The following is a 23,630-nucleotide window of genomic DNA, read 5'->3' on the forward strand; positions in this document are numbered from 1 at the left end:
TTTCATGACGCTGCGCCCTTTGGTCAGTGTGGTCATTCCCGTCTATAACGGCGGCCGATTCCTGGAACACACTCTGAACAGCGTTTTGGCTCAAACCTATCGTCCGATCGAGATTGTGGCGGTGGACGACGGATCTTCGGACGATTCGTGCGAGGTTATTCGTCGCACGGCGCCCGAGACGCGATTGATTCGTCAGCCCAATCACAGCGTCGGCGTGGCCCGGAATCGCGGAGTATTGGAATCGCGGGGCGAATACGTTTGTTTTCTGGATCAAGACGATTGGTGGGAAGCGGAGAAAGTGGAGCGGCAGGCGGCATGTTTCGCCCGACCGGACGTCGGCTTGGTGCACACCGCGGCACGATATTTCGCCGACCAGGACGGCACTTGGCGCGCTTCGCCGGACGAAACCGCCGACCCGGCCGAACTGGTGGGTCATTGCCGCGAGCGATTGCTGCTGGGAAACGCCATTTGCAATTCCAGCGTCATGGTGCGACGGGCGCTCTTCGCCCAAACAGGTCTGTGCAGCTTGAAGATTCGCGGCAATACGGTGCAAGACTACGATCTTTGGTTGCGGTTCGCCGCGGTTTGCGAGTTCGCCTATATCGCCGAACCGATGACCGTCTTTCGCATCCATTCGGCGCAAGGCACGAACGACCGCCGCGGCATGTTGCGGGAACAGACGGCCATGCTGGAGCGGGTGCTGCGCGGCGAACCGGCATCCACACGCCGCGCGATCAGGAAACGGATGGCGGAGCTGTACGACCTGCTAGGCTCTTTCGATCTGGATGATCACGACGCCGCCGCGGCACGGGCGGCCTTTCGCCGTTCGCTCCGCTGGCGGATTCGCCTCCGCTCCCTTGCGCTCTGGGCAGTCACGTTTCTGCCCGGAAGCGGCGTGGACGGCATCCGTCGCATTCACTATCGCCTGAAGGGGATGCGGCAATGAGCGTGGGACGCATCTGCAAACGACTGCTGCGGGGAACGGCCTGCGTGATCGTGGCACCTTGCGCGGCGGCATGTCGCCTGGGCGGCCTCATCGTCGGGCGGCAACGCGCTTTCGCCGGTTGGTCGCAAGCCTTTGCGCTCTTGCCGGGGGTGTGCGGTTGCTACCTTCGCTGGGCCTTTTATCGCTGGACGTTGGCTCGCTGCGGTCGCGACGGCGAAATCGGGTTCGGCACGATCTTTTCACGCGACACCGCCGAAATCGACGACGGAGCGTACATCGGCGCCTACTGCGTTTTGGGCGACGTAACGGTGGGTCGCAACGCGCTCATCGCGTCCGGCGTTTCCATCCCCAGCGGACGGCGCCAGCACCCCCTGGATCCCACCGGCGGCGACCGCAAGAGCGGGGACCATGTTCGCGAACGCGTCGTGATCGGTGAAAACGCTTGGATCGGCGAACGCTCGGTCGTCATGGCCTCCGTGGGCAAGGATAGCGTGATCGGCGCCGGTTCCGTGGTGCTTCATCCGATTCCGGCGGGAAGCGTCGCAGTCGGCGTTCCCGCCCGGGTCCTTCGGACCGTCGCGGAGGATTCTTCGCCGGACGCTGGGACCATGGGGTTCGCAAGAGAGGGCGCCGGACCGGATGCTTGAGGTCGCCGTACAATTCGTGCGGCCTTCCAACGCGGATGGGCCGGATCGTTTAGAGGTCGCGGAACCGGTACGCTTCGGCGTGCCTTTGCCGCAAGCCGCGATGCGACGGCCCGTCGCGAAGCTGATTTCGCCCGATGGACGCGAGGCGGCGGCGCAAGTGCGGGTCACCGCGCGGTGGCCCGACGTCTCGGCCCGGTGGATCCTGATTGATGCCGTCCTTCCTCGCGAATCGCCCATCGGCAAAGAGGGAAATTGGATTTGTCGCCTGAGCGAAGGCGGTCAAGCGGAGCCTTCGGCGGGAACGGGAATCGCCGACCGTCGCGGATCGCTGGAATGGGATGTCCGCGGCGGGTGGAATTTTCGCCCCCCCGATCAGGCGCCACTCTCGCAAGCGGTGTTCTTCACGTGGGACCTTCAAGACGACACGGGACGACCGTTGCGACCGGCGAAGGCCGTGCGAATCGAACGTCTTGACGGTCCGGTCGTGCAAATGGAGCGGTGGGAAGGGCGTTGCACCGCGCCGTTTCGTCTGCGACCGTCGCGTGTTGGCCGCAACCTGGTTTGGCGGATGGCTTGGGAGTTCTTCCCGACCGCGGATTTGATGCGGGTTCGCTTGACGCTGCGCAATCAAGGCCGGGCACGGCATCGCGGCGGTTGCTGGGATCTCGGCGATCCCGGGTCCGTTCTGCTGAAGGATTTCACCCTCCGCATTCGCCCTGCGGAACCGGCACGGGCTTGGGTATGCCGAGTTCGAGACGGAGGCATCTTGCGCGTGCTTGCCGGAGAATTCCCCGCAAGCGTGAACCCCGGCGGTGCGCCAAACGGAAACCACCCCGACGTCCTGATTTATCAAGATTCCAGCGGCGGCGAGAATTGGCGGAGCTATAACCACGTCAACGCACAAGGCCGAATTCCGTGCAGTTTTCGAGGCTTTCGCCTCAGCACGCCGCACGGCACTTGGGAAGGTCTTCGGGCGGAACCGATCGTCGGTTTGCGAACCCGGGACGGTTGGTGGTTGGCGGCGGTGCCCGAGTTCTGGCAGCGTTTTCCCAAGGCCCTGCGTCTTTCCGCCCGGGAACTCGCCGTAGGCATTCTGCCCGAGGAATGGGGCGACCGCCACGAACTTCAAGGCGGCGAGCAAGTCACGACAACGGTGTGCTTGCGTTGGGATTCGGACGTTGCCGACTCGCAAGCAGGTGATCGGAGGACCCTCCAATCCACGGATACGCTGCCGCATCCGTTGCAAGCGATATGCGACTGGGAACCCAGCCGCGCCGTGGAAATCGCGGATGTTTTGGTGCCCCCCGCGGTTTATGCGGAATTGCCTGTCGCGGATTTCGCGCGGGCGGGATTGCGAGGCGAAAGCGGCCTGCTGCCAAATCGCGAGAAAGCGGACGAGTACGGGTGGCGGCATTTCGGCGACGTCTATGCCGATCACGAAGCCCGCTATTATCACGGCCAAGCGCCCCACGTCTCGCACTACAACAACCAGTTCGATCTGCTGTTGGGCACAATCCTCCAGGGACTATGCGGTCGATCGGTCGAATGGGACGCGATCCTTCATCCCTTGGCACGGCACGTGATCGACATCGACGTCTATCACACGAGTCGAGATCGTGCGCCCTTCAACGGTGGGTTGTTTTGGCTCACCGATCATTACCGCACGGCGCACACGTGCACGCACCGCGCGTTTTCGCGGAAGAACGCGGACCGCCCGGGCTACGGCGGCGGGCCCAGTTCCGAGCACAATTACACGACCGGCCTGTTGATGTACCACTTTCTCTTCGGCGACGACGACGCGCGGGAAACCGTGCTTTCCCTCGCCGATTGGGTCATCGCCATGGAGGACGGCGGACGAACGCCGTTCTTCTTGATCGACGCCGGTCCGACGGGCGCGGCCACTGCCACCAGCGAAGCCGACTATCACGGTCCGGGACGCGCCGCCGCCAACAGCATCAACGCCCTGCTTGACGGTTGGCTGGTCTCCGGCGAGTCTCGGTATCTCGATTTCGCCGAACGTCTGCTGCGCCGCACCGTGCATCCCGCCGATGACATCCGCACGCGTCGCTTGCACGACGCCGAACGGCGCTGGTCGTACGCCATGTACTTCGAAATCACCGCCCGATACCTGCAACTCAAAGACGCTTGGAACCTGCACGACGACGCATACGCCTACGTCGCCCGATCGCTGTTGCATTACGCGCGCTGGATGCTGGAGCACGAACGTCCGTTTCTCGATCGGCGCGATGAATTGGAGTATCCGACCGAGGTTTGGGCCGCGCAATCGCTGCGGCAGGCCAACGTGCTCTGGGCGGCCTCGCGACTGGCGGAGAAGGACCTGCGAGGACGACTCCGAGAGCGGGCGGAGGCGTGGACCGCGCAGGCGTGGCGGGATTTGCTCGCTTTTGAGCATCCGATCAATGCGCGAACGCTCGCCGTGGTTTTGACGGCGGCCTTGCGAGGGGCTTGCCACCGGTCGGCGCCGCCGCTTCCGCTTCCGCGTGCCGAAGAGCACGATTCGCCGCCGCCCGAGCCTTTCCTCCCGCAAAGGACCCGCGTCAAGCGAGCGCTCCGCAAGCCCGGCGTTCTCGTTCCCGTCCTAATGCGAGCATGCTACCCGCCGAACCTGATCCGCCTCTTGAATCTGCTTCGAAGGTGGCGAAACTGAATGGTTCGGAGTCATTCGAGAGAAGCTGCGGCGGGAAAACTCGCCAAAGATACAAGCCGCCGATTGGAAGGATGATCGAAAACGGATAGGTGTGCATGAAGCCGAACGCCGACGAAGTGCCGCCGCGGGGTGTCGCGCGGTGGTTGCGTCCGACGTATTATTTCTCGCGAATCAGCGATTTGTCTCCCCAATGGCTGCAATCCCAAGGATTGGCAGGGCTATTGGTGGACCTCGACTCCACGCTCAAACCCTATCGTCAAGCGACGGTTGCGCCCGAGGTGGCGGCATGGATTCGCAGCCTTCAAGCGGCGGGAATTCGTCTGTGCATCGTTTCCAACGGCGGGCGAAATCGGGTGTCGATCACCGCTGGGGAACTGGGCGTGCCGTTTCTGGCTAGGGCGTGGAAGCCCTTTCCCTGGCGCTGCCGTGAAGGCGTTCGCCTGCTCAACTTGGAACCGTCCGCCGTCGCCATGGTGGGCGATCAGCTTTTTGCCGACGTTTGGGCCGGCTATTGGGCAGGGATTCGCACCGTCTTGATCGTTCCACTCGCCCCGGAGCAAGAACCGTTCCCCACTCGCTGGAAGCGCGGCCTGGAGCGGTGGTTCCTTGCGCGGTTGGGCGCGATTCCCCGTTCGGAAGCGGCGCGTGTTCAGGACGGCCCTTCGCCGGAGAAACGGCATGACTAAAGCCGCCGTTCCTCACCGCGGCCCCCTTTGGCTGGATGTGCTGCGACTCGCACGGCCCGAGTACTGGTTCAAGAACGGTTTCATGCTCTTGGGAGTCCTGTTGGCCGTGTTTTATCGCCGGCAGACTACGGGAGAATGGCCGACCGGCCTGGATGCCTGGTTGCAGGTCGTCCTCGGCTTCGCCGCCGTGTGTTTGATCGCCTCCTCGAACTACGCCCTCAACGAATGGTGCGATCTGGAATCCGACCGGTACCATCCGGAAAAGAGGGGGCGTCCCTTGGCCGCCGGTCGTTTGCCTGCCTGGTCGGCCGCGGTGCTCTGGACGGTTCTGGCCGCGGCGGGGTTATGTTTGGCGATGACGATCAACCGGCCCTTCACGGCCTCAGCCTGGGCCTTGTGGTGGATGGGCGTGCTGTACAACGTCCGCCCCGTCCGCACCAAAGATTGGCCCTACATCGACGTGCTGACCGAATCGGTCAACAATCCGCTGCGGCTTTTCCTCGGTTGGTTCACCGTGATGCCGGATCGTGTGCCGCCGCTCTCGTTGATCCTAGCCTATTGGATGGCCGGCGCCTTCTTCATGGCCGCCAAACGCCTGGCCGAAAAGCGAAGCCTGGGTCCCGGCGAGACGGCGGGCCGCTATCGCCCTTCGCTGGGAAGGTACCGCGAGAATGATCTGTTGATTCAGATGTTCTTCTATGCCTCGGCCGCCTCCCTGCTCTTGGGCGTGTTCATCGTCCGCTATCACGTGGAGTTGATCTTGGCCGTTCCGCTTGTGGCGGGGGTTTTTGCCGCCTATCTCCGCCTTACCTTGGCTCCCGGCAGCGCCGCACAGCAACCCGAGCGATTATATCGCGAACGCTGGTTGATGGCCTACCTGGCGGTGTGCTTGGTCGTGTTCACGGTTTTGATGTTCGTAGAGTGGCCGTGGCTTCGGTCGTTGATCAACGTCGACGCCTCGGGTGTCCCGTCGATTTGGCAATTGTGAGTCCCCGTTGTTGAATACCGGCAAGCCCGAGGCAGTATCGCAAGGGACTCCCATGGCCGGACGCCTCGACTCCCTGCCGATCCACCAAGTCGTGCACAGTTTGGCGGTGGGCGGGGCGGAAGTTTTGGCCGCCCGATTGGCCGCCGGATTGCTGCCCCAATATTCGACTCGGATGCTGTGCCTCGACGAAAGCGGTCCCCTGGAGGATCGCGTCGCTTCGGTAGGATTGCACGTACACGTGCTGGGGCGACGACCGGGTTTGGACCGCGGATGCGCCCGACTGATGCGGCGACTTCAGCGTGCCGAGCGCCCGGCCGCCGTGATCGCCCATCAGTTCACGCCGTTTTTCTATGCCGCCTGGGCTCGCGGCCTTCGGCGTCGCCCGCCCTTGGTGTTCGTCGAACACGGGCGATTCCATCCCGATCGTCCCAGCTTGGCCCGCAGGATTTTCCATCGCATCATGCTCGGACGGCGCGACCGGGTGGTGGCGGTCGGTCGATCCGTGCGAGAGGCCTTGATTCGTAATGAAGGTATTCCCGGCCGAAAGATCCGCGTCATTTACAACGGAATCGCCGTCGAGCGTTTTCGGCGAAACGAAGACGCGCGACGCCGCATCCGCGCGGAGTGGGGACTCTGCGAAAGCGACTTCGCGGTCCTGCAGGTGGCGAGGCTGGATCCCCTCAAAGATCACCGGACGGCGGTCCGCGCGGCCGCTTCGTTGCGGACCGAAAACCTGCGATGGTTTTTCGTCGGGGACGGTCCGGAAAGATCGACCGTGGAGGGCGAGATTACCCGATTGGACTTGCAAGACCGCGTTCACCTCTTAGGCGAGCGCCGAGACATCCCCGAGTTGCTCTCCGCCGCCGACGCCTTCGTGCTCACCAGCATCAGCGAGGGGATACCGGTAACGGTCTTGGAGGCCATGGCGGCGGGTTTGCCGGTCGCGGCTACCCGGGTGGGCGGACTGCCGGAATTGGTCCGCGAGGGCGAAACCGGTCTGTTGGTCTCGCCGGGCGATCCTCGCGCCGTCGCCAATGCGGTCAAGCTCCTAATGGCCGACCGCCGCAAGGCCGAAGATTGGGGAGCGACGGGGAGGCGACTTGCGGAAGATCGGTTCAGCGAATCCCGGATGCACGCCGAATACCGCCGACTCTTGGAGGAGATCATCTCGCCGTAGCACCCCGGCGGCGGAAAGGTGCTTTTGCCGCGAAAGGCTCGCCGTGAGCGACCACGTCGTCCCAAAGCAGGGTTCCTTGATCGTCTTCGCCGACGACTGGGGTCGGCATCCCTCCAGTTGCCAGCATCTCGTGCGATTCTTGATGGCGCGGCGCAACGTGCTTTGGGTCAATACCATCGGCATGCGGCGGCCTAGACTGGACCGGACGACCATGCGACGCGGTTGGGAGAAGCTGCGGCAATGGCTGGGGCGGGATCGAACCTCGGCTAACAATCCGGATGTCTCGCAACCCACGGTGGCCCGACCCCTGATGTGGCCGAGTTTCTCCCGCCGGTGGGAGCGCGCGTGGAATCGGCGACTGTTGACCCGCCAATTGGAGCCTCTCATCGCCGCCCTGCCCCGACCGCGAACCGCGGTCACGACGATTCCCATCGTGGCGGACCTGATGGGTTTGTTGCCCGTGGATCGTTGGGTGTACTACCGGGTCGATGATTTCCGCCATTGGCCCGAGATGGACGGTCGCGTCATGGCCGAGATGGAAAGCCGATTGATTTCGGCCGCGGACCGGATCGTGGCCGCGAGCGAGCGTCTGCGAGAGGGTGCCGCGTCCTGCGGTCGAGACGCCGTGCTGCTGACGCACGGCGTGGATTGGCGGGCGTGGCAAAACGCCGCCAAGGCTCCGCGCGAACTTTGGGAACGGGCACAATCGCTGTTCGCCCCGCTTGCGCCGCCCCGGTTCGTCTTTTGGGGCTCGATCAATTGGCAAATGGACACAGGCATTCTGTCGGCCCTAAGTCAAGACACCGAAGCCGTCACCATCTTGGTCGGCCCCGTGACCGACTGCCCGGCCCGCATCCTACGATTGCCCCGGGTAAAAACCGTCGGACCGGTTTCGCCGGAATTGCTGCCGCTCCTGGCCGAGCTATCGACCGTCCTTATCATGCCGTACAAAAATGGTCCGGGGCTGGAGGAATCGCAGCCTTTGAAGCTCAAGGAGTACCTTGCGACGCGACGACCGGTAGTGGTGCGCGACCTTCCCGCCAATCGCGCGTGGAGCGACGCTCTGGACCTGGCGGATTCGCCCGACGAGTTCGTGAAAGCCGTGCGACTGAGGATCGAGACCGGCCTGCCAACCGCCCAGGAAACGGCACGGCGACGGATTCGCGAGGAAGGCTGGGAACAAAAGGCCGCCGTGTTCGATCGCATTCTTTTCGACGGCCTATCGCCGGACTGAGCGGGTGTTGCCTTTTCGCCACGGGCGGCGCCGCGGGCGACGGCATGGGGCTACGGCAAGGCCCAAACCATCGACCCGATAAATCCGCGCCTCGCTGTTTTCAGCCGGTTTTTCTCGTTTCACGATTGCCGGACGCCGGATTGGCATGCGCTTCGCATGTGGGTATCCGACGCGGCGGATGATTCCGTCGGTGATCGAATCCCACCTGACGCAGAATGAAAGGATGAGCGCATGAGGCGATCCGGCACGCGTATTCTCGATCCCGTCTTGGATCATCGACAAGTGGAATGGCGGTTGGTTTCCGCGGAGGAGTGCCCCGACGCGGAGACCGAGGCCGACATCATCCGGCGGTTCTTTCGCACACCGCACGAACCCTGGGGACCGCATGGGGCTTACGTGGAGCCTGTCGAGGTCCGGCGCACCCGTCGCTGGGTGCTATTCCGGCAGGTGTCCGGCCTTCAGGAATGACCGCTCACACCGGCGGCGGCGTCACACGGCGAACCAAAACAACGCCGGCCTCTCCGTGAGGGAAAGGCCGGCGGGCTTGTCCTTGTGACGCGCGGCTCGACCTTTGGGGCCGAGCCTTTCAGGCCTACCGCAGCAACGCGAGGACGGCCTGCGGATTCTGATTGGCGATGCTCAACACCGACGTGCCGGACTGCACGAGGATTTGAGCACGCGTCAGCTTGGCGCTCTCGGCCGCGAAGTCGGCGTCGCGAATGTTGCTTTCCGCCGCGGTCAGGTTTTCCAGCGTGTCGTTCAAGGCCTTGATGTTGGTCTCGAGCGTCGTACGCTGGAAGGCGCCCAGTCGCCCGCGGAGATTGGTGACCAACGAGATCACCTCATCCACCACCGCCGCCGCGCCGATCACGTCGTTGGTCAGCGACTTGCTGCCTCCCGAACGCAACTCTTGCAGGCGTCCGGAGGAACCGCCCAACTTGGCGGTATTGACGCTGCGGATGCCGATTCGGGCCTGTTGGTTGGAGACGACGTTCGGCCCCAGTTGGAATTGGGCTCCGCCGCCGACGATGGAAAACGTCATCCGCGTGCCCGCCGCCACGGTACTGGCGAGACTGAAGGTCAGGTCCACCGAAGCGGTATTGATGGAGGCCGTCAAACCGCGAGTCACGGCTTCGTAACCGTTGACGCGGATTCGGGCATCGGAACCGGCGGCACGGTCCGCCGTCGCCCCCGCGGAGTTCTTCATCGCGAAGTTGCCGCTGAGAGCCTTGACCGACACGAAGGCGTCGCTCCCGTACTCGGTGGCTTCGATGGTCAGGCCGGTGTTGGTCTCGTCGCTGTTGCCCAGCAGGGCGGCGCCCCACTGGCTGCCGGCGTCCACGACGCCGCCGGAGAGTTCGGCGTAGTCGGAGATCGTCACCGCCGCGGCGCCGGTACCGCCGGTGCCTACGTCCGCCGTGAACAAGGCCGAGGCCACGGCGTCGTTGTTGATGGCCGTGATCACCTGGTTGGCCGTGCTCACGCCCGACTGGATGCCCACCGTCAGGGTCTTCGTGGCGGCATCCCAGGTCACCGTCTCGGAACCGGCCGTGGCCGTGTCCTCGAAGACCAACCGCACGCCGTTGTAGTCGGCGCCGGGTTGCACCGCCGTCAGCTTCACCCGCGCGTTGGTGCCGTTCACGGCGTAGGTCGTGCCGGAGGCCTGCGCGTCTTGCAGTTGCGTCCCCGCCGTGGCAAAGGCCAGATCGCTCGTCGTGGGCGCCAACAGGCCGGTGCCGTCGCTCCCCTCGGCGTTGCTCACGCTGATGCCCAAGGGGGCCAGGGCCGCCGCGTTGGCCGGGTCGTTGAAGTAATTGATCAGATCCTGGGCCGTGGTCGTGACCACCCCGTCGGCGGTGGTGGCCAAGTGCACCAGGATCGTGCCCTCGCTGACCACGCCGCCCGAGGTGGTGGCCAGGGTGCCGGTCATCGAGGCGGCGATGGTGCCCGTCCCGTCGCTGGTGCCGAAGTGCTCGGCGCGGAAGAACTTGCCGGCGTAGCTGTCGTTATTGAGCAGGTTCACCACCTGCGCCGCCGTCACGCCGCCCGTGATGTTCACGTTGAACGTGAGGGTCTTCCCTTCGGCGTCCCAGACCACGGTGTTGTCCGTGCTGTCGTTGAAAACGATGTTGACGCCGTCGTAATCCTCTCCCTTGAAGCGGGAGGTGATCTGGAACGTGCTGTTGGCGTTGACGCCCTGCACCAGGGCCGAGGCGAACCCGGTGACCTGCGGATCGGTGGCCAGATCGACGCTCAAGGCCTCGCCCGGCGTGGAGACGAAGCGGATGTTGCGCGAGCCTTGCGGACCGAGGAATTGGAGGCGATTGTTGGCCTCGGCGGTGCCGTAGTAGGCGTATTCCTGGAAATCGCCGACCACGCCGTAGCCGTTGTTGCCGGCGGCCAGCGAGGCGGTGACCACGGCGGAGGCGGCCGAGGAATTGATGGCCGCGACCACGTCGTTGGCGGTGGCGATCACGTCGCCGCCGGTGACGCCGCCGGAGGTGGTGAAGCCGGCCCAGGCCGCATCGGCATGGTTCAGGGTGCCGGACCCGTCGGACTCGCCCACGTTCGCGGCGGTGAACAAGGCCGAGATCGCGGCGTCGTTGTTGATGGCGTTGACCAGGTCGTTGGCCGTGGTCGTGCCGCTATTGATGCCGATGTTCAAGACCTTGTTGGCGTGATCGTAGCTGAGCGTGATCGCGCCGCCGGTGTCGGTCACGTTGAGCGTGACGCCGTTGAATTCCTCGCCCTTGATGTTGGCGGTGAGGCTGATGGCGTTGTCGGTGCCGGCGGGGTCGACCTGGCCCGAGGCCGCGACCCATTGCCGCGTGCCGAGTTGAACGTTAATCAAAGCGGGGGTGTTGCCGCTGGCGGCAGCGTAAGAAACCGTCGTCGACGCGGAACTGCCCTTGGTGTACTTCACGCGGATGTCGCCGGCGGCCTGGCCCGCCTGATTGGCGGTAATCACCACGTCGTTGTCCAAGCCGAAGCTGGACGTGGTGATGGTGCCGGCGGTGGCTTCGGTCTGCACGACGGCGCGGACACCTAAGGCGTCGGAGACCAGATTGATGGCCTGGGCCATATCCTCGATTTTGCTGCCCGCCGCGAAGCTGAAAGCCTCGGCGCCGTTCTTTCCGGCGATTTCGAGGACGACGTCGTTTGCGATGGCCCCATACGAATATTGCAAACTTCCTTTGGTGGCTTGCGAAACGACGTCCAAATTGACGTCGATTTGGCTCAAGGTGCCGAAGTTGGCTTGATCGATCTGGAGGCTGGTGATCTTGCTGTTGTCCACGCCCGAAGTAATGAAGTCGAGGCTGCCGTCGAGAAGTCGTTGACCCTGGAATTGAGTCACGTTGGCGATACGGTCGATGGCCTCGAGCGAGGAGTCGATCTGCAACTGATTGGCCTGAATCTGCTCGGCCGACAGTGCGCCCGTGTTGGCGGCCTCGGAGACCAGCCCGCGAATGTCGTTCAGCAGGGAGCTGACCTGACCCAAGGCGCTGTCCGCCGTGGCGATCATCTGATTGGCGCGTTCGCTATTGGTGATCGCCTTCTGCGTGGCCGTGATGTTGGCCCGCAGGGCCTCGCTGGCGATCAAACCGGCGGGGTCGTCTTTACCCACGTTGATTCGCAGACCGGTGCTCAACCGGGTCAGGGCCTCCTGCAACTGAGCTTGCGACCGGGCAAGAGTCTTTTGCGCGGTCAAAGAACTGACATTGGTGTTGATGCGGGTCATGGTCTTTCACCTTTTCACAAGGAACAAGCGGGAATTTGCCGGCACGGGACGCCTCGGCCCAGGCCGGGGCGTCGGTCGACCCATCCAAGATGCGGGAAAGGAAAGGCGACCGACCGTGTGTTTTGAATTACCGTGGTTTCCGTCTCCCGATACGACGAAAGCAATCGGAACTTGGAACACCGCACGCGAACGCAGCGAGTTGCCGCATCCAAGCGGGCGCAACTCCGTGCCCTAGGCAACCGCTATCGAGGGATATCGACCTGACATCTTGGGATGTTTAGACAATTTGGATAACATCGCTTTGTCACGGTCGATGCCTCTCATTTTGCGTTTCGTCACGCAAATGTAGGTCACAAAAACGAAACCGGCCGCCGCGAAGAAGGATTTTTGTTCGCGGCGGCCGTATCTTCGATACAAGCGGATTTCCGCTTGTCGAGCGTGCCGGTTGTATCACTTTTTCGATTCGCCGGCGGCGGTATCGGTCGCGGAACCCTCCGCGGCTTTCCTTTCTTTCTCGCGTTGAATCGCCTCGTACACTTCCTTGCGGTGCACCGGGATCTCGCTGGGGGCTTGAATGCCGAGACGAACTTTGTCGCCCCGAATATCCACCACCGTGATGACGATGTTGTCCCCGATGATGATGCTCTCGTCTCGTTGGCGAGATAGGACAAGCATCGGATGCTCCTTCACCTGGATTCTGTGGGGTCTGAGGATCATCGGCCGGTGCGTCGCGTTGCGGCCGAGTCGTTATCCGCTTCCATACGCTTTGGGCGGCACGGCTCTCCTTCTCGAATCGCCGAGACCGTTCCGGCTTCCACGCGGCGCGCCGGGAGATCTTCCGCCGGACCGTTCACCCGTGCTTCGAGACGCCTTGGCGTGCCAACCGACGGAAAAACGCCACACGATGACCGCGGACCGCCGCCGTCCATAATCGCTTCGGCAAAAAACCACCCCTAAGCCCAATCCCATTGACTCCGCTCGGGTTATACCGAAAAAGCCGAAAACGAACGGCGACCTACCGGTCGTGCTCATGCGATCACGGCAACGCAAACCGCGGCGGACGCAGTCCGCGCCGCCCCGAACGGAAGGTCGCCCTTGCCGCGCACCGTCGGATCGGTCACTATGGGAACGCAGCGTTTCGCCAATCCTTGCGATTGGAACGACGACCTCGCCGCGGCGCATCGGGGCAGGTCGTCGGCAAGCAAATCGCCCTATCCGGAGGAATGCAGCGGCTTTGTCGAAGATGGTACGCGTTCTTTTAATCGGTGACACGTCCTGGCCGGAATTCCGTCCCTGCTTGAGGCGGTTATCCCGCGTGGAGGGAGTTCGATTGCGGCGGCGTCCGACCCTCGCCGCGGCAACGGATGCACCGGGCAGGCCCGATGTGGTGTTGATCTTGCAGCGGTATCCGGGCGAACATCGGGCGGCGGATTTGGAACGACTGCGTTCCCGACTGCCTCTGGCCAGATTCGCGTCCCTGCTGGGAAGTTGGTGCGAGGGCGAAGTTCGGTCCGGGCAACCCCTGCCGGGCGTGCTGCGATTCTACTGGCATCAATGGCTCTCCTCGGGCGACGAGCATATTCGGCTGTTTCGGGAGGAAAGGAATCGTGCGTGGAGCCTGCCGCCCACCGCGAGCGACGAGGACCTCATCCTGGCGGAGTTCGAACAGGTTGCGCCGACCCGGGACCGGCATGCGAAGAACCCCGAGGCAAAACAGGATGCGCCCGTGCTGCTGGCGATATCGCGCGACTACGCGGTCTTCGAATGGCTGCGGGCGGCGGCACGCCTTTGGGGAATGACGGCGCAACGCCGCCGCGCCGGTGAGGAGCTTGTCCCCATCCCGGCCCAAACCGCCGCCGTCGTCATCGATCTGGAATGCGACGGTAAGCCGCGTCTGCCTCGCCTTGGACTACGCCGAACAAAGACGGGCGGCACAACGCGACCGCCGATCGTCCTTCTGGCAGGGTATCCCCGCCTACGAGAGGTGAAGCATTACTTACGAACCGGCGCGACGGCGGTGCTGTCGAAACCGTGTTCGCTACGCGATTTGGAACGCATTGTCGTCGCGCAATTGCAAGACGATGCGGCTTAGGGGGTGCGGCTGATAGATCGTGGCAAGTTTAGGCGGCTTGTTGGAGATGGGCAGACCACAGGGCGTCGAAGCGGCCGTCGTAAAGGGCGGCGCGGAGGCGGAGGATGGCCTCCGCCCGACGACGACGCCAGTTGCGCATCCCGGCCTGTTTGCAGCGTGCCCCCACCAGGCACTTGCAGGCCGACTCGACCGGGCCGCTGCCGATCGGCAATCCTGCCGCACGGTAGCGGGGATAATCCATCCGCTCCGCATTGTTCTTCAGATACACTCCCAGCTTCCGCAACGCCTCCCGCTTGGTCGGCGCACGCAACTGTTTCTGCAAGGCGGCGATCGCCACGCGCGCCTGCCGGTGCCCGCCCTCCCACAATTCTGAGAGCCGCTCCTTCGCCCAAACCTTCGCTTCCTCCGTGCCCACACCGAATACGTCATGGGCCGCTTGGTGGACGTTCTCACTCAAATGATACCAATCCAAGACGGGCACAGCCTCGGGAAAGTGGAAGGCCGCCAATTCCCACAGCCAGTGCGCGCCGTCGCCCAAGAACACACGTTGCGACGCTTGGCCGTAGCCGGTGCGATAGGCCTCCAGAAACAACTGCCGGCCGAACTCCTCCAACGACAAAAACCGGGCGAACGTCTTCTGCGCCAGGGTGTTCTTTTCCCCGTCCAGGGCCCGCACTCGACCGACACGAATCTCTCGCCACTCGCCTTCCGCGTGAATCATGGCCCCATCCGCATACACCGCTACCACGGGGGCACGGCACGTGGACTGCGGCATCCCCTGGGCCTGCTCCGCGGGTGACAACCCAAAGAACGCCTGGCGTTGAGCGTCCTCCTGGGCCAAGAGCATCTCACCCGCCGTGTGCGCGATCTGCTGGATCGTTTGCTTGCTCAGTTCCACGCGGTGGTCCGCACGCAAGACCGTCTGCACTTGTTCCGCCGGTACCCATGCCATGAGCCGGGCCACCACTTTCGCCAACGGCCAACTGACGCCGTGGCCGGCAAACCGCAACCGCGCATCGTGCGGATACCATTCCTCTTCACAACGATCACAACGCCGCCGGGGACGCCGGCATTTCACGTCGCCGAAAGTCGTCGCCACCGTGCAAGGCGGGCAGCCGCGATGCCGCATGGACTCACCACAACACGGACACTTCGGCAACGCATCCGACGTGTTCGCCGAATCCGCCCACGCCTGCAAGGCTTGATTGCCCAGGCCGTGGAAGCCCTCGCTCAAGACCTGCTCCGCTTTCTCGAAGTCGTCCACCTTGACCGGCATCGCATCCAACACGCTGTCAAACCTCTCGTGCAGTTGACGACGCTGCTCTGCGCTGAGTACACTCCTCATCACGATTCCTTTCCGGGTGTTAGGGGAACTTCCAACAACGCAAACCTCTAACACCCTGTTTTACTTATTCCCCCCAATCGCGAAACAGCATTTCAGCCGCACCCCGGCTTAGGCTCGCGAAAGGGTAAGGCCATGCGAATCACGCTCATTTCGGCTCTTCCGTTCCTGCTCGCTTCCACGGCAGTCGCCGAATCGCCGCCATACCGCCCCATCACTTGCGAGGGCGCCTACCCGGCGCACCTACAGGGCATTGCGGTGGATGAGCAAGCGATCTATTGGTCGTTCACAACCGTGCTGGTGAAGTCCGACCTTGACGGCAAATTGATCAAGAAGACGCCTGTGGCCAACCACCACGGAGATATCTGTCATCACGACGGCAAGTTATGTGTCGCCGTGAATCTAGGTGAGTTCAACAATCCCAAGGGCAATGCCGACTCGTGGGTGTACGTGTACGACACGGCATCTCTCCGCGAAATCGCGCGGCACTCCCTACCGGAGGTATTCTACGGAGCGGGCGGAATCGGATACCGCGACGGACATTTCTTCGTTGTGGGAGGTTTGCCCGACGGCGTCCAAGAGAACTACGTCTACGAGTACGACGAGCAATTTCATTTCATCAAGCGGCACGTCATCGCGAGCGGTCACACGTATCTCGGCATACAGACGGCAACCTTCGTGCACGATCGTTGGTGGTTCGGTTGCTACGGCGAACCTAAGATTCTGCTCGTGACCGACGCCGACTTTCGGATGCTGGGCCGCTACGAATTCGACTGTTCGCTTGGAATCGAGGGTTTGCCGGAAGGCCGCTTGTACGCCGCGAGCGGTTCCTGCGGCGGCCCCGCCGGGTGTACCGGCAACGTGCGTGCGGCGGTTCCGGATCCCAAAGCGGGCCTGCGGTATCTTCCCGACCAAAACGGCGAGTAACCTTCCCGGCGCGGTTGATCGACTGCCGAGAACATCGCAGGTCCAATGGCTTCTCTGCTCGTATGGCTTCGGCGCGACGAAAGAATCGCACCTCGTACCGCATTCTCCCCGGTCTCCCTGCGGAATCCCGGCGATTCAATCCTCGGCGGGCACCGCCCGAAAGACAACGCGAAACGGTCCGCCGACTTCGCGTGCCGCCGAATTCGGCACCAAGATGAAGTCGTCCGTCACCAGCGGATGGAACCGGCGGCCTTCGGTGATGTTGACGCTATTCGGCCGAATGCGATGCGGCAGAAAGGCGATCAGCGGCCGCCCTCCGCGTTGGGAACCGTTTCGATTGAGTGGCTGAAACGATTCCTCACCACGCAGGGGTCGGACGTCGAAGCGGTACTCCCCGTCGGTCACGCTCAACGACTGCTCCCAACCCGTCTCGCCCGGCGCGATTCTGGCTTCCCAAGCAGGATCGCCGTAGAACGCGACCGTGTCGCGATCGTAGAGAAGGCCGCGGGCGTCCTGCCAACTCAGTCCCGCCGCGAGTGAGGCTTGCGAAGGCGAACCGTGCGGAAGGACCGGGGCGAGGCCGTCCTCCAGCGTTTCCAGGCCGGGAAAGAACGTCGCCAGTCGATGCACCAAGGCGTGCTGATTGGCCAGGAACGCCTCCGCTAGCGTATATCGCCCTGGTTGCTCCACGAAGTAATCGAGCAACCCCCAGCCCGCATAACCGTACCAGGTGGGCACGGTATAGCCCGCCATTTGATACACGCCGGCGCTATGAATCCAAGCCAAGGCCATGGCGTCCGGGCCATCGATGTGTCCCATCAAGCAGTTGCCCACCGGAAGGTAGACCTTCGGATTGTCGGACCGGACGGGCCAGGATCGCCCCTCCAGGTCCACGCCGAACAGTTGGCCCGCTCGCGAACGAAACTGCCCGTTTTGGTATCCGTAACCGATTTGCCAATCTCGCTCCGTGGCGTGGCCCGAGGTTACGAACAATTGGGCTTCATAGACATTGAGCGCGTCCACCAGAGCCTTCGTCGTGTCGGCAGGCACCCGGACCGTTTTCGGCGCCTCACCGGGATACTTTCGGACCATGCAGCCCGGCGTCAATTCGCTGTACCATCGGCCTTCTTCGCAAACCGACAGCGCGATTTCGGTCCCCGCCGCGACGCGGCGAATCAGCAACGGTTCCCGGTGCTGCGCGATGCGGAGGGCGTCGCCGGCATCGTACCCGGTGAGGATTCCCCATCGAGCATCGGTATAAGGGTCGTCGTCCAAGCGGCGGACCAGTCGATTCACCCGTGCCACGAACTCACGACCGGCCTCGGCGGGTCGCGCGACGAAGCACACGTACCGCGGAAAGAGTTTGCGCAGTTCCGGCAGCGATTCCTCCGGCACTTGCTCGTAGGTCAAGACCGCGGCCTGATGTTCGGCGGAAAGAGCGGTCACGACGGTGCTCCACGAGGCATCGCCCGCGGTCGCCTCGGATACCACGATGCCGTAGTCGGGACCGCCCGACGCCGCGTCTTCCGAGCTTATCCCAGTGCCTACCGCCGCGAGAAGGGTTATCAAAATCGAGTGCACGTGCGTTCCTTCAAGTCTTCTTGCCTTATTTTCATTTTCGGGAAACCGAAACACGGCGCGATCACTACGGCGGGTTACGCCTTTCGTCAACCAGAATAACCGGAATGCGGTTCCGGTTGTACCGCCGATCCTTGGGCGAGTGAATCGGCATTGCCAAAGACTCGGCCCGATCGCTAGCATGGTATCGAATATGGCGGCGGGTGCCCGCCGATACGGCAATCTCGTCAACACAAGGGAGGCCGGACCATGGCCGGAACCAAGATTTCCCAGAAGGACGGCGCCAAGCAGACGGGAAGGGCACGGAGTGGGTCAGTTTCGGGAGCGGCGGAGATGATTCACGTTGCCGCAATCGTGGAGTTGCAACGGACCACGGTGGAGTTGTGGCATCAAATGGCGTTCGAGAATCCCTATCGCGGGTTTCTGGCCCTGGTCTGCGAACAGCATCGCCGAAATTTCGAACTGTGGCACGAGGAGGATAAAGCGCGCGATCCCTCGGCCGACGATGCGCAGATTGCGGCGGTCAAGCGGCGGATCGACAAGCTGAACCAGGAGCGCAACGATTGGATCGAGCGTCTGGACGCGGCGCTGCTGCAAATCATGGACGGTTGGGGCGTGCGTCCCCGGGCCAAGGCGCCTCTGAATACCGAAACTCCCGGCAGCGTCATCGACCGCTTGTCGATCTTGGCGCTCCGCATCTACCACATGGAGGAGCAGGCAACCCGAAGCGATGCCGACGAGGCTCATCGTGCCGCCGCTCACGCAAAATTGGCGGTCTTGTTGCGACAACACAAAGACCTCTGCGAGGCCTTCGAGCAGTTGTTGACAGACCTGTTTGCCGGACGCCGCCGCACGCAGGTGTATCGGCAGTTCAAGATGTACAACGATCCCAACTTGAACCCTTATCTGTACCGCGCCGCGACGCGTCCCGCCGCCTGATCGGTCGCGGCGGACTCGGGCGAACACCGGTCCAACCTGAAACCTCGGCCCTCGCGAAAGAGCCTGCGGCGAACCGCCGACGCATCCCACGGCGTTGAGCCGGGATGCCGCGAGCCTTTCCCCGCGTCGGAACGCCCCCCCTGCAACAACGCGGCGCCTTGACTTCGCCCGCGGCGGACGCCAAGATCATCAGCATCGTTGGGCAACGGTCCTGCGTGGCGAACCCCGTGGCGTTTCCCTCCCCTGTTGCTTTCAAGCGAGGAGTCTTCCGTGATGGCCCGCAAACAAGTGCAGCGTCGAGATTTCTTGGCAGGCAGCGCGGCCGTGGGCGCCGCGATGTTCGTCAGCGGTCGAGTCTTGGGATTGGAGGGGGGGCAGCCTTCCGCCAACGAGAAGCTGAACGTCGCGGCGATCGGCGTGGGCGGGATGGGACGGAATGACATCGCTCAAGTCGCCAAGACCGAGAACGTGGTCGCCATTTGCGACGTGGACCGACGATTCGCCGAGGACGTGGCCAAGAACTATCCGGGCGCCGCGATTTACGCCGACTTCCGCAAGATGCTGGAGGAGCGGAAGGATATCGACGCGGTCATGATCGCCACGCCCGATCACAACCACGCCGTCATTACGATCACGGCGCTGAAACTGGGCAAACACGTTTTCTGCCAGAAACCGCTGACGCACAGCGTGGGGGAGGCTTTACGGGTCAAGGAAGCGGCAGCCCAGGCCAAGACGGCGACGCAGATGGGCAACCAAGGCCAAGCGTCCGAGGGGGCGCGTTTGATTTGCGAATACATTTGGTCCGGTGCCATCGGCAAGGTGCGAGAGATCCACTCGTGGTCCAATCGTCGGCCCGACATTTCACCCCGAGGGATTCCCCGCCCCGCCGATACGCCCCCCGTGCCCGACTACTTGAATTGGGATCTTTGGCTGGGTCCGGCCAAAGCACGTCCGTACCATCCCGCGTACCATCCCTTCGCGTGGCGTGGATGGTGGGACTTTGGAACGGGCGTCTTGGGCGACATCGGCTGCCACAATCTCTCGGCCGCGTTCAAGGCCCTCAAACTGGGCTGGCCGACCAGCGTCGAGGCATGCTCCACGCACTGGAACGCCCCCGCTGAGGTCAAGACCGAGACCGCACCTTTGGCTTCCATCGTCACCTATCGCTTCGCCGCCGAGGGTGACCGCCCCGAAATCGTGGTGCGATGGTATGATGGCGGCATGATGCCGCCTATTCCCCCCGCTCTGGGCGATCGCAACATCTTCGAATCGGACGGCACGCTGATCGTGGGAGATGACGGCATGCTGCTGGGCGCGACGCTGCTGCCGGAAGCCCGGGCGAAGGAGGTCGGCACGCCGCCGCAGGTATTGCCGCGATCGCCGGGCCATTACGAGGAGTGGGTTCAGGCATGCAAAGGCGGCGCTCCCGCGGGAAGCAACTTCGTCGATCATGCCGCTCATCTGGCCGCGGTGGTGCTGATGGGCAACATCGCGATCCGAACCGAGAAGAAACTCTTTTGGGACGCGGAACAATTGCGTTTCGCCAACTCCGACGAGGCCAACGCTTTGCTCGATCCCCCCTACCGCGAAGGCTGGAACGCCTAGACTCCCTGCATTGCGTTTAGTTTACGGGCGACGGCAGCGGCTTGAAGAGCGCGCCGATCCGGAAAGGTTGGCGGCGAATCTATATTTGAGCGAAGGTCGCGGGCGTACGGCGGCGCATTCCATTTATTACGGTGTCACCAACGCGGTGACCGGGTTACCGCGCACTTCTTCTGTTTGGAGAAAGTGTTCCCATGAAGCCTCGAGTCTTGGTTCCCATGCTTTTCGTGTTGGCCGTTTGCGTCTGCGGATGGCGAATCGCTTCGCCGGCTTGGGCCGAGGAGAAGAACGACGCCTCGGACGGATTCTTCCCCTTCGTCCTGGGCTACGAACCGGGCGACACGCTCACGAATGTCAGCGGCATGCTGGAAAAGCCGGCGGGCAAGCATGGCTTCGTCCGCGTTGAGAACGGCCACTTCGCCACGGACGCCGGTTTCATTCGGTTTTGGGCCACCAATCTTTGTTTCGAGGCCTGCTTTCCCTCCAAGGAGGAAGCCGAACGTTTGGCCGCGCGATTGGCCGCCCTCGGCATCAACTGCGTGCGGATGCACCACATGGACAACCGCCACATCTGGGGCAAAAGTCCCAACAAACTGACCATCGATCCGGAGATGCTGGACAGGCTGGACTATCTCATCTTCCAACTCAAGCAGCACGGCATCTACACGAACCTCAATCTTCACGTATCGCGGCAGTTCGGTCCGGCCGAAGGGTTCCCGTCGGTTGAGGGGCTTCCCAACTACGACAAAGGGCTGGACAACTTCGAACCACGGATGATCGAATACCAACGCAAGTACGCCCGCGATCTGCTCGCCCACGTGAACCCCTACACCGGCAAGGCGTATGTGGACGAACCCGCCGTGGCGATGGTCGAGATCAACAACGAGAACGCCGCCTTCGACGAATATCGCAAAGGGGCCTTGGATAACCTGCCGGAACCGTACGCCGCAACGTTTCGCGGGCTATGGAACGCGTGGCTGCAAAAGAAATACGGCGGCGACGACGGTCTGCGCAAGGCTTGGAACGCCAAACGCGAGCCTTTGGGGACCGAACTGCTTCAAGCCCGCGATTTCGCGGGCAATTGGCAGCAGGTCTGGAGCTTGCAGCGCGACGATGTCAGCGAGGTCGACGCCGATGCCGCCGACGGCGTCTTGCGTTTGACGGTTCGAAAAAACGGCCGAGAAACCTGGATTCCCCAGTTGAGCCAAGGGAAGTTCGCCGTCAAAAAGGGGCAGGTCTATACGCTGCAATTCCGCATGAAAAGCGATGCCCCGCGTCGCATCGACGTCAATTGCATGATGAATCACGAACCGTGGCAGCGACTGGGGCTTTCGGCCGAGGTCCGCCTGACCGCGGATTGGCGCGATTACCGCTTGAGTTTCACCGCCGAAACCGATGACGACAACGCCCGCATCACGTTCAGTCAACTGGAACCGGGAAGCTACGAGCTGACAAGCGTTTCGCTGCGACCGGGCGGCGTGTCGGGTCTGGAGGACGGAGAAAGTCTCGCCGCCGGGACGGTGCCGATCATCCCCGCTCGCGGTCCCCAACGCACCGCCGCCGCCAAAGCCGATTTCGCCGACTTCCTCCTGGGATTTGGAGCGGGACTATTGGTGGGGCATGTACCGCTACATCAAGGACGAACTGAAGGCCAAGCCCCCCGTCTCCGGGACGCAGTTGTCCTACAGTCCGGTCCACATTCAGGCGGGATTGGATTACATCGACTCCCACTCCTACTGGCAGCATCCGGCCTTCCCCGGTCGCCCCTGGGACCCGCAAAACTGGTACGTTCGAAACGTCGCGTTGGTCAACGCAGCGGGGGGCACCCTGACCGGTCTAGCCAATCGGCGTGTGGAAGGCTTACCGTTTACCGTCAGCGAATACAATCATCCGGCGCCCAATCAATACGCGGCAGAGGGCTTTCCCATGATTGCCGCCGTGGGCGCCTTTCAGGATTGGGACGGCATCTTCAGTTTCACCTACAGCCACAGTCGAGAATACGAACCGAATCGCATCACCGGATTCTTCGACATCAAGAGCGAGACCGCCAAGCTGGTACATATGCCGGCCTGCGCGGCCATGTTTTTGCGCGGCGATGTGGCCCCTGCCCGGCAAACCCTGTACATGCCGCTGCCCGCCGAACGCGAGCGCGAGTCCCTCCGCGAGACGCTGAACCCCTGGAATCTGACCATCGACCGGTTCGGTCTGCCCGCCGCGATGCCCCTGCTGCATCGCGTAGCCTTCGACCTCAAGGGCGGCACGCAACCCGCCCCGGAAGACCTCGCCGACAAAGAAGTCTTCGTCTCCGACACGCGGCAGATCTGCTGGGACGTATCGCGGGAAGGAAAGGGCGTGTTTCTCGTCAATGCCCCGCGGACCAAACTGTTGACAGGCTTTCCCGAAGGCCGCGTCTTCAATCTGGACGGCGTCAAACTGGATGTGGGCAAGACGTCCTTGGATTGGGCGACGGTCTCCCTCACCGTGATCGAAGGAGAAGGCTTCGACCGGCCCGGACGATGGCTTCTGGCCGCCACCGCCGCGGTCCGCAACCCAGGATGGGACTTCCGCGACTTGGGGAATGATCGAGTGACGGTGGGACGTGAATGGGGCGAGGGACCGACCGAGTGCGAGGGCGTTCCCGCCCGCGTGACTTTGCCCGTGCCCGTCGCTCGCGTGCGGGCCTTCGCCCTCGATGCCGACGGTCGACGCACCGGCGCCGTCCCCATCGGCGAAGAAGGTGCCTCCGCCGTCTTGGAGATCGGTCCCCAATTCCGCACCCTGTGGTACGAGATCGAAATCCGCTAGCGTGTGAGACCGCGAGCCAGGTTTCACAACGAAGCCCAGGCAATTTAGGCGGACCGGTCCCCGCGAAAGAGTGACCGGTCCGTCTCGTGTTTTGCCCGCCCGCCGCGGGGACGCCCTCCCGGCTCACCACGTCGCGCCTTTCCGTCACACCATCTACAGGAATTTCCGTTTGGAATGGATCGCCCCAGATGCGCGGTCTCGCACCGACGCATATTTCGCAAACACCCCATATCCACAAGAAGAGCCATTGCAGACTGCCC

Annotated in this window: 18 protein-coding genes and 2 pseudogenes; 14 read left to right on the top strand and 6 right to left on the bottom strand. The window is 63.1% G+C overall.

The window, feature by feature from the left end:
• Positions 1–4: 4 nt before the first annotated feature.
• The 8 genes from ACYQ6J_RS11735 (at position 5) to ACYQ6J_RS11770 (ending at position 8,814) form a co-directional block, all read left to right on the top strand.
• A complete protein-coding gene (locus ACYQ6J_RS11735) occupies positions 5–946 on the top strand; it encodes a glycosyltransferase family 2 protein (protein ID WP_460184380.1) in 942 nt (313 codons plus the stop codon).
• On the top strand, positions 943–1,593 hold the full coding sequence (locus tag ACYQ6J_RS11740; RefSeq protein ID WP_460184381.1) for an acyltransferase: 651 nt from the start codon (positions 943–945) through the stop codon (positions 1,591–1,593). The genes ACYQ6J_RS11735 and ACYQ6J_RS11740 overlap by 4 nt, the downstream gene beginning before the upstream one ends.
• Positions 1,586–4,261, top strand: a complete 2,676-nt coding sequence (locus tag ACYQ6J_RS11745) for an RIFT barrel domain-containing protein (protein ID WP_460184382.1) — start codon at positions 1,586–1,588, stop codon at positions 4,259–4,261. Before ACYQ6J_RS11740 ends, ACYQ6J_RS11745 begins: the two co-directional genes overlap by 8 nt.
• 95 nt (positions 4,262–4,356) lie before the next feature.
• The gene (locus ACYQ6J_RS11750; RefSeq protein WP_460184383.1) at positions 4,357–4,947 is read left to right on the top strand and encodes a YqeG family HAD IIIA-type phosphatase; all 591 of its coding nucleotides are present in this window, start codon (positions 4,357–4,359) and stop codon (positions 4,945–4,947) included.
• Complete coding sequence (locus ACYQ6J_RS11755) at positions 4,940–5,935, top strand: UbiA prenyltransferase family protein (protein WP_460184384.1); 996 nt, start codon at positions 4,940–4,942, stop codon at positions 5,933–5,935. Before ACYQ6J_RS11750 ends, ACYQ6J_RS11755 begins: the two co-directional genes overlap by 8 nt.
• A gap of 52 nt (positions 5,936–5,987) precedes the next feature.
• A complete protein-coding gene (locus ACYQ6J_RS11760) occupies positions 5,988–7,112 on the top strand; it encodes a glycosyltransferase (protein ID WP_460184385.1) in 1,125 nt (374 codons plus the stop codon).
• A gap of 43 nt (positions 7,113–7,155) precedes the next feature.
• Positions 7,156–8,346, top strand: coding sequence for a glycosyltransferase family protein (locus ACYQ6J_RS11765; protein ID WP_460184386.1), 1,191 nt, complete (start codon positions 7,156–7,158; stop codon positions 8,344–8,346).
• A 231-nt stretch (positions 8,347–8,577) separates the two neighbouring features.
• On the top strand, positions 8,578–8,814 hold the full coding sequence (locus tag ACYQ6J_RS11770; protein WP_460184387.1) for a hypothetical protein: 237 nt from the start codon (positions 8,578–8,580) through the stop codon (positions 8,812–8,814).
• Between the two features lie 124 nt (positions 8,815–8,938).
• Here ACYQ6J_RS11770 and ACYQ6J_RS11775 read toward each other — a convergent pair whose 3' ends face one another.
• From ACYQ6J_RS11775 to csrA, 3 genes and pseudogenes are all read right to left on the bottom strand, one after another.
• On the bottom strand, positions 8,939–11,533 hold the full coding sequence (locus tag ACYQ6J_RS11775) for a flagellin (protein ID WP_460185543.1): 2,595 nt from the start codon (positions 11,531–11,533) through the stop codon (positions 8,939–8,941).
• A pseudogene (locus ACYQ6J_RS11780) lies at positions 11,531–12,085 on the bottom strand (flagellin); the annotation flags it as partial. The gene ACYQ6J_RS11775 and the pseudogene ACYQ6J_RS11780, both read right to left, overlap by 3 nt.
• A gap of 450 nt (positions 12,086–12,535) precedes the next feature.
• Positions 12,536–12,760: a carbon storage regulator CsrA gene (gene csrA / locus ACYQ6J_RS11785; RefSeq protein WP_460184388.1), complete on the bottom strand. Its 225-nt coding sequence runs from the start codon at positions 12,758–12,760 to the stop codon at positions 12,536–12,538.
• A gap of 622 nt (positions 12,761–13,382) precedes the next feature.
• On the opposite strand from csrA, the gene ACYQ6J_RS11790 reads away from it, so the two are divergent.
• Positions 13,383–14,177 (top strand): hypothetical protein, encoded by a 795-nt coding sequence (locus tag ACYQ6J_RS11790; RefSeq protein WP_460184389.1) that lies wholly within the window; start codon positions 13,383–13,385, stop codon positions 14,175–14,177.
• Between the two features lie 28 nt (positions 14,178–14,205).
• Here ACYQ6J_RS11790 and ACYQ6J_RS11795 read toward each other — a convergent pair whose 3' ends face one another.
• On the bottom strand, positions 14,206–15,522 hold the full coding sequence (locus tag ACYQ6J_RS11795) for an ISKra4 family transposase (RefSeq protein ID WP_460184390.1): 1,317 nt from the start codon (positions 15,520–15,522) through the stop codon (positions 14,206–14,208).
• Between the two features lie 132 nt (positions 15,523–15,654).
• Between ACYQ6J_RS11795 and ACYQ6J_RS11800 the strand changes: the two genes are divergently transcribed.
• A complete protein-coding gene (locus tag ACYQ6J_RS11800; protein WP_460184391.1) occupies positions 15,655–16,446 on the top strand; it encodes a hypothetical protein in 792 nt (263 codons plus the stop codon).
• A 135-nt stretch (positions 16,447–16,581) separates the two neighbouring features.
• On the opposite strand, the gene ACYQ6J_RS11805 is transcribed toward ACYQ6J_RS11800, so the two are convergent.
• Positions 16,582–18,027 carry a hypothetical protein gene (locus tag ACYQ6J_RS11805; RefSeq protein ID WP_460184392.1) on the bottom strand — a complete coding sequence of 482 codons (1,446 nt, stop codon included), beginning with the start codon at positions 18,025–18,027 and terminating at the stop codon, positions 16,582–16,584.
• A gap of 246 nt (positions 18,028–18,273) precedes the next feature.
• Between ACYQ6J_RS11805 and ACYQ6J_RS11810 the strand changes: the two genes are divergently transcribed.
• Both ACYQ6J_RS11810 and ACYQ6J_RS11815 read left to right on the top strand, forming a co-directional pair.
• Positions 18,274–18,963 (top strand): DUF4254 domain-containing protein, encoded by a 690-nt coding sequence (locus ACYQ6J_RS11810; RefSeq protein WP_460184393.1) that lies wholly within the window; start codon positions 18,274–18,276, stop codon positions 18,961–18,963.
• A 273-nt stretch (positions 18,964–19,236) separates the two neighbouring features.
• Entirely contained in the window at positions 19,237–20,568 is a 1,332-nt protein-coding gene (locus tag ACYQ6J_RS11815; protein ID WP_460184394.1) for a Gfo/Idh/MocA family protein, read from the top strand.
• A gap of 134 nt (positions 20,569–20,702) precedes the next feature.
• On the opposite strand, the gene ACYQ6J_RS11820 is transcribed toward ACYQ6J_RS11815, so the two are convergent.
• Positions 20,703–21,383 carry a hypothetical protein gene (locus tag ACYQ6J_RS11820; RefSeq protein ID WP_460185561.1) on the bottom strand — a complete coding sequence of 227 codons (681 nt, stop codon included), beginning with the start codon at positions 21,381–21,383 and terminating at the stop codon, positions 20,703–20,705.
• Positions 21,384–21,431: 48 nt separating this feature from the next.
• Between ACYQ6J_RS11820 and ACYQ6J_RS11825 the strand changes: the two are divergent.
• Positions 21,432–21,926: pseudogene (locus tag ACYQ6J_RS11825) on the top strand (carbohydrate binding domain-containing protein); the annotation flags it as partial.
• Between the two features lie 259 nt (positions 21,927–22,185).
• Entirely contained in the window at positions 22,186–23,370 is a 1,185-nt protein-coding gene (locus ACYQ6J_RS11830; protein ID WP_460185562.1) for a hypothetical protein, read from the top strand.
• The last annotated feature ends 260 nt before the right edge of the window (positions 23,371–23,630 follow it).

The organism is Thermopirellula anaerolimosa (assembly GCF_054657335.1).

Bases quoted from the DNA above. Each gene is read 5' to 3' on its own strand.
- ACYQ6J_RS11740 (WP_460184381.1), top strand. From the start codon at position 943: ATGAGCGTGGGACGCATCTGCAAACGACTGCTGCGGGGAACGGCCTGC.
- ACYQ6J_RS11745 (WP_460184382.1), top strand. From the start codon at position 1,586: ATGCTTGAGGTCGCCGTACAATTCGTGCGGCCTTCCAACGCGGATGGG.
- ACYQ6J_RS11750 (WP_460184383.1), top strand. From the start codon at position 4,357: ATGAAGCCGAACGCCGACGAAGTGCCGCCGCGGGGTGTCGCGCGGTGG.
- csrA (WP_460184388.1), bottom strand. From the start codon at position 12,760: ATGCTTGTCCTATCTCGCCAACGAGACGAGAGCATCATCATCGGGGAC.
- ACYQ6J_RS11815 (WP_460184394.1), top strand. From the start codon at position 19,237: ATGGCCCGCAAACAAGTGCAGCGTCGAGATTTCTTGGCAGGCAGCGCG.
- ACYQ6J_RS11735 (WP_460184380.1), top strand. From the start codon at position 5: ATGACGCTGCGCCCTTTGGTCAGTGTGGTCATTCCCGTCTATAACGGC.
- ACYQ6J_RS11760 (WP_460184385.1), top strand. From the start codon at position 5,988: ATGGCCGGACGCCTCGACTCCCTGCCGATCCACCAAGTCGTGCACAGT.
- ACYQ6J_RS11770 (WP_460184387.1), top strand. From the start codon at position 8,578: ATGAGGCGATCCGGCACGCGTATTCTCGATCCCGTCTTGGATCATCGA.
- ACYQ6J_RS11795 (WP_460184390.1), bottom strand. From the start codon at position 15,522: ATGAGGAGTGTACTCAGCGCAGAGCAGCGTCGTCAACTGCACGAGAGG.
- ACYQ6J_RS11800 (WP_460184391.1), top strand. From the start codon at position 15,655: ATGCGAATCACGCTCATTTCGGCTCTTCCGTTCCTGCTCGCTTCCACG.
- ACYQ6J_RS11755 (WP_460184384.1), top strand. From the start codon at position 4,940: ATGACTAAAGCCGCCGTTCCTCACCGCGGCCCCCTTTGGCTGGATGTG.
- ACYQ6J_RS11810 (WP_460184393.1), top strand. From the start codon at position 18,274: ATGGCCGGAACCAAGATTTCCCAGAAGGACGGCGCCAAGCAGACGGGA.
- ACYQ6J_RS11830 (WP_460185562.1), top strand. From the start codon at position 22,186: ATGTACCGCTACATCAAGGACGAACTGAAGGCCAAGCCCCCCGTCTCC.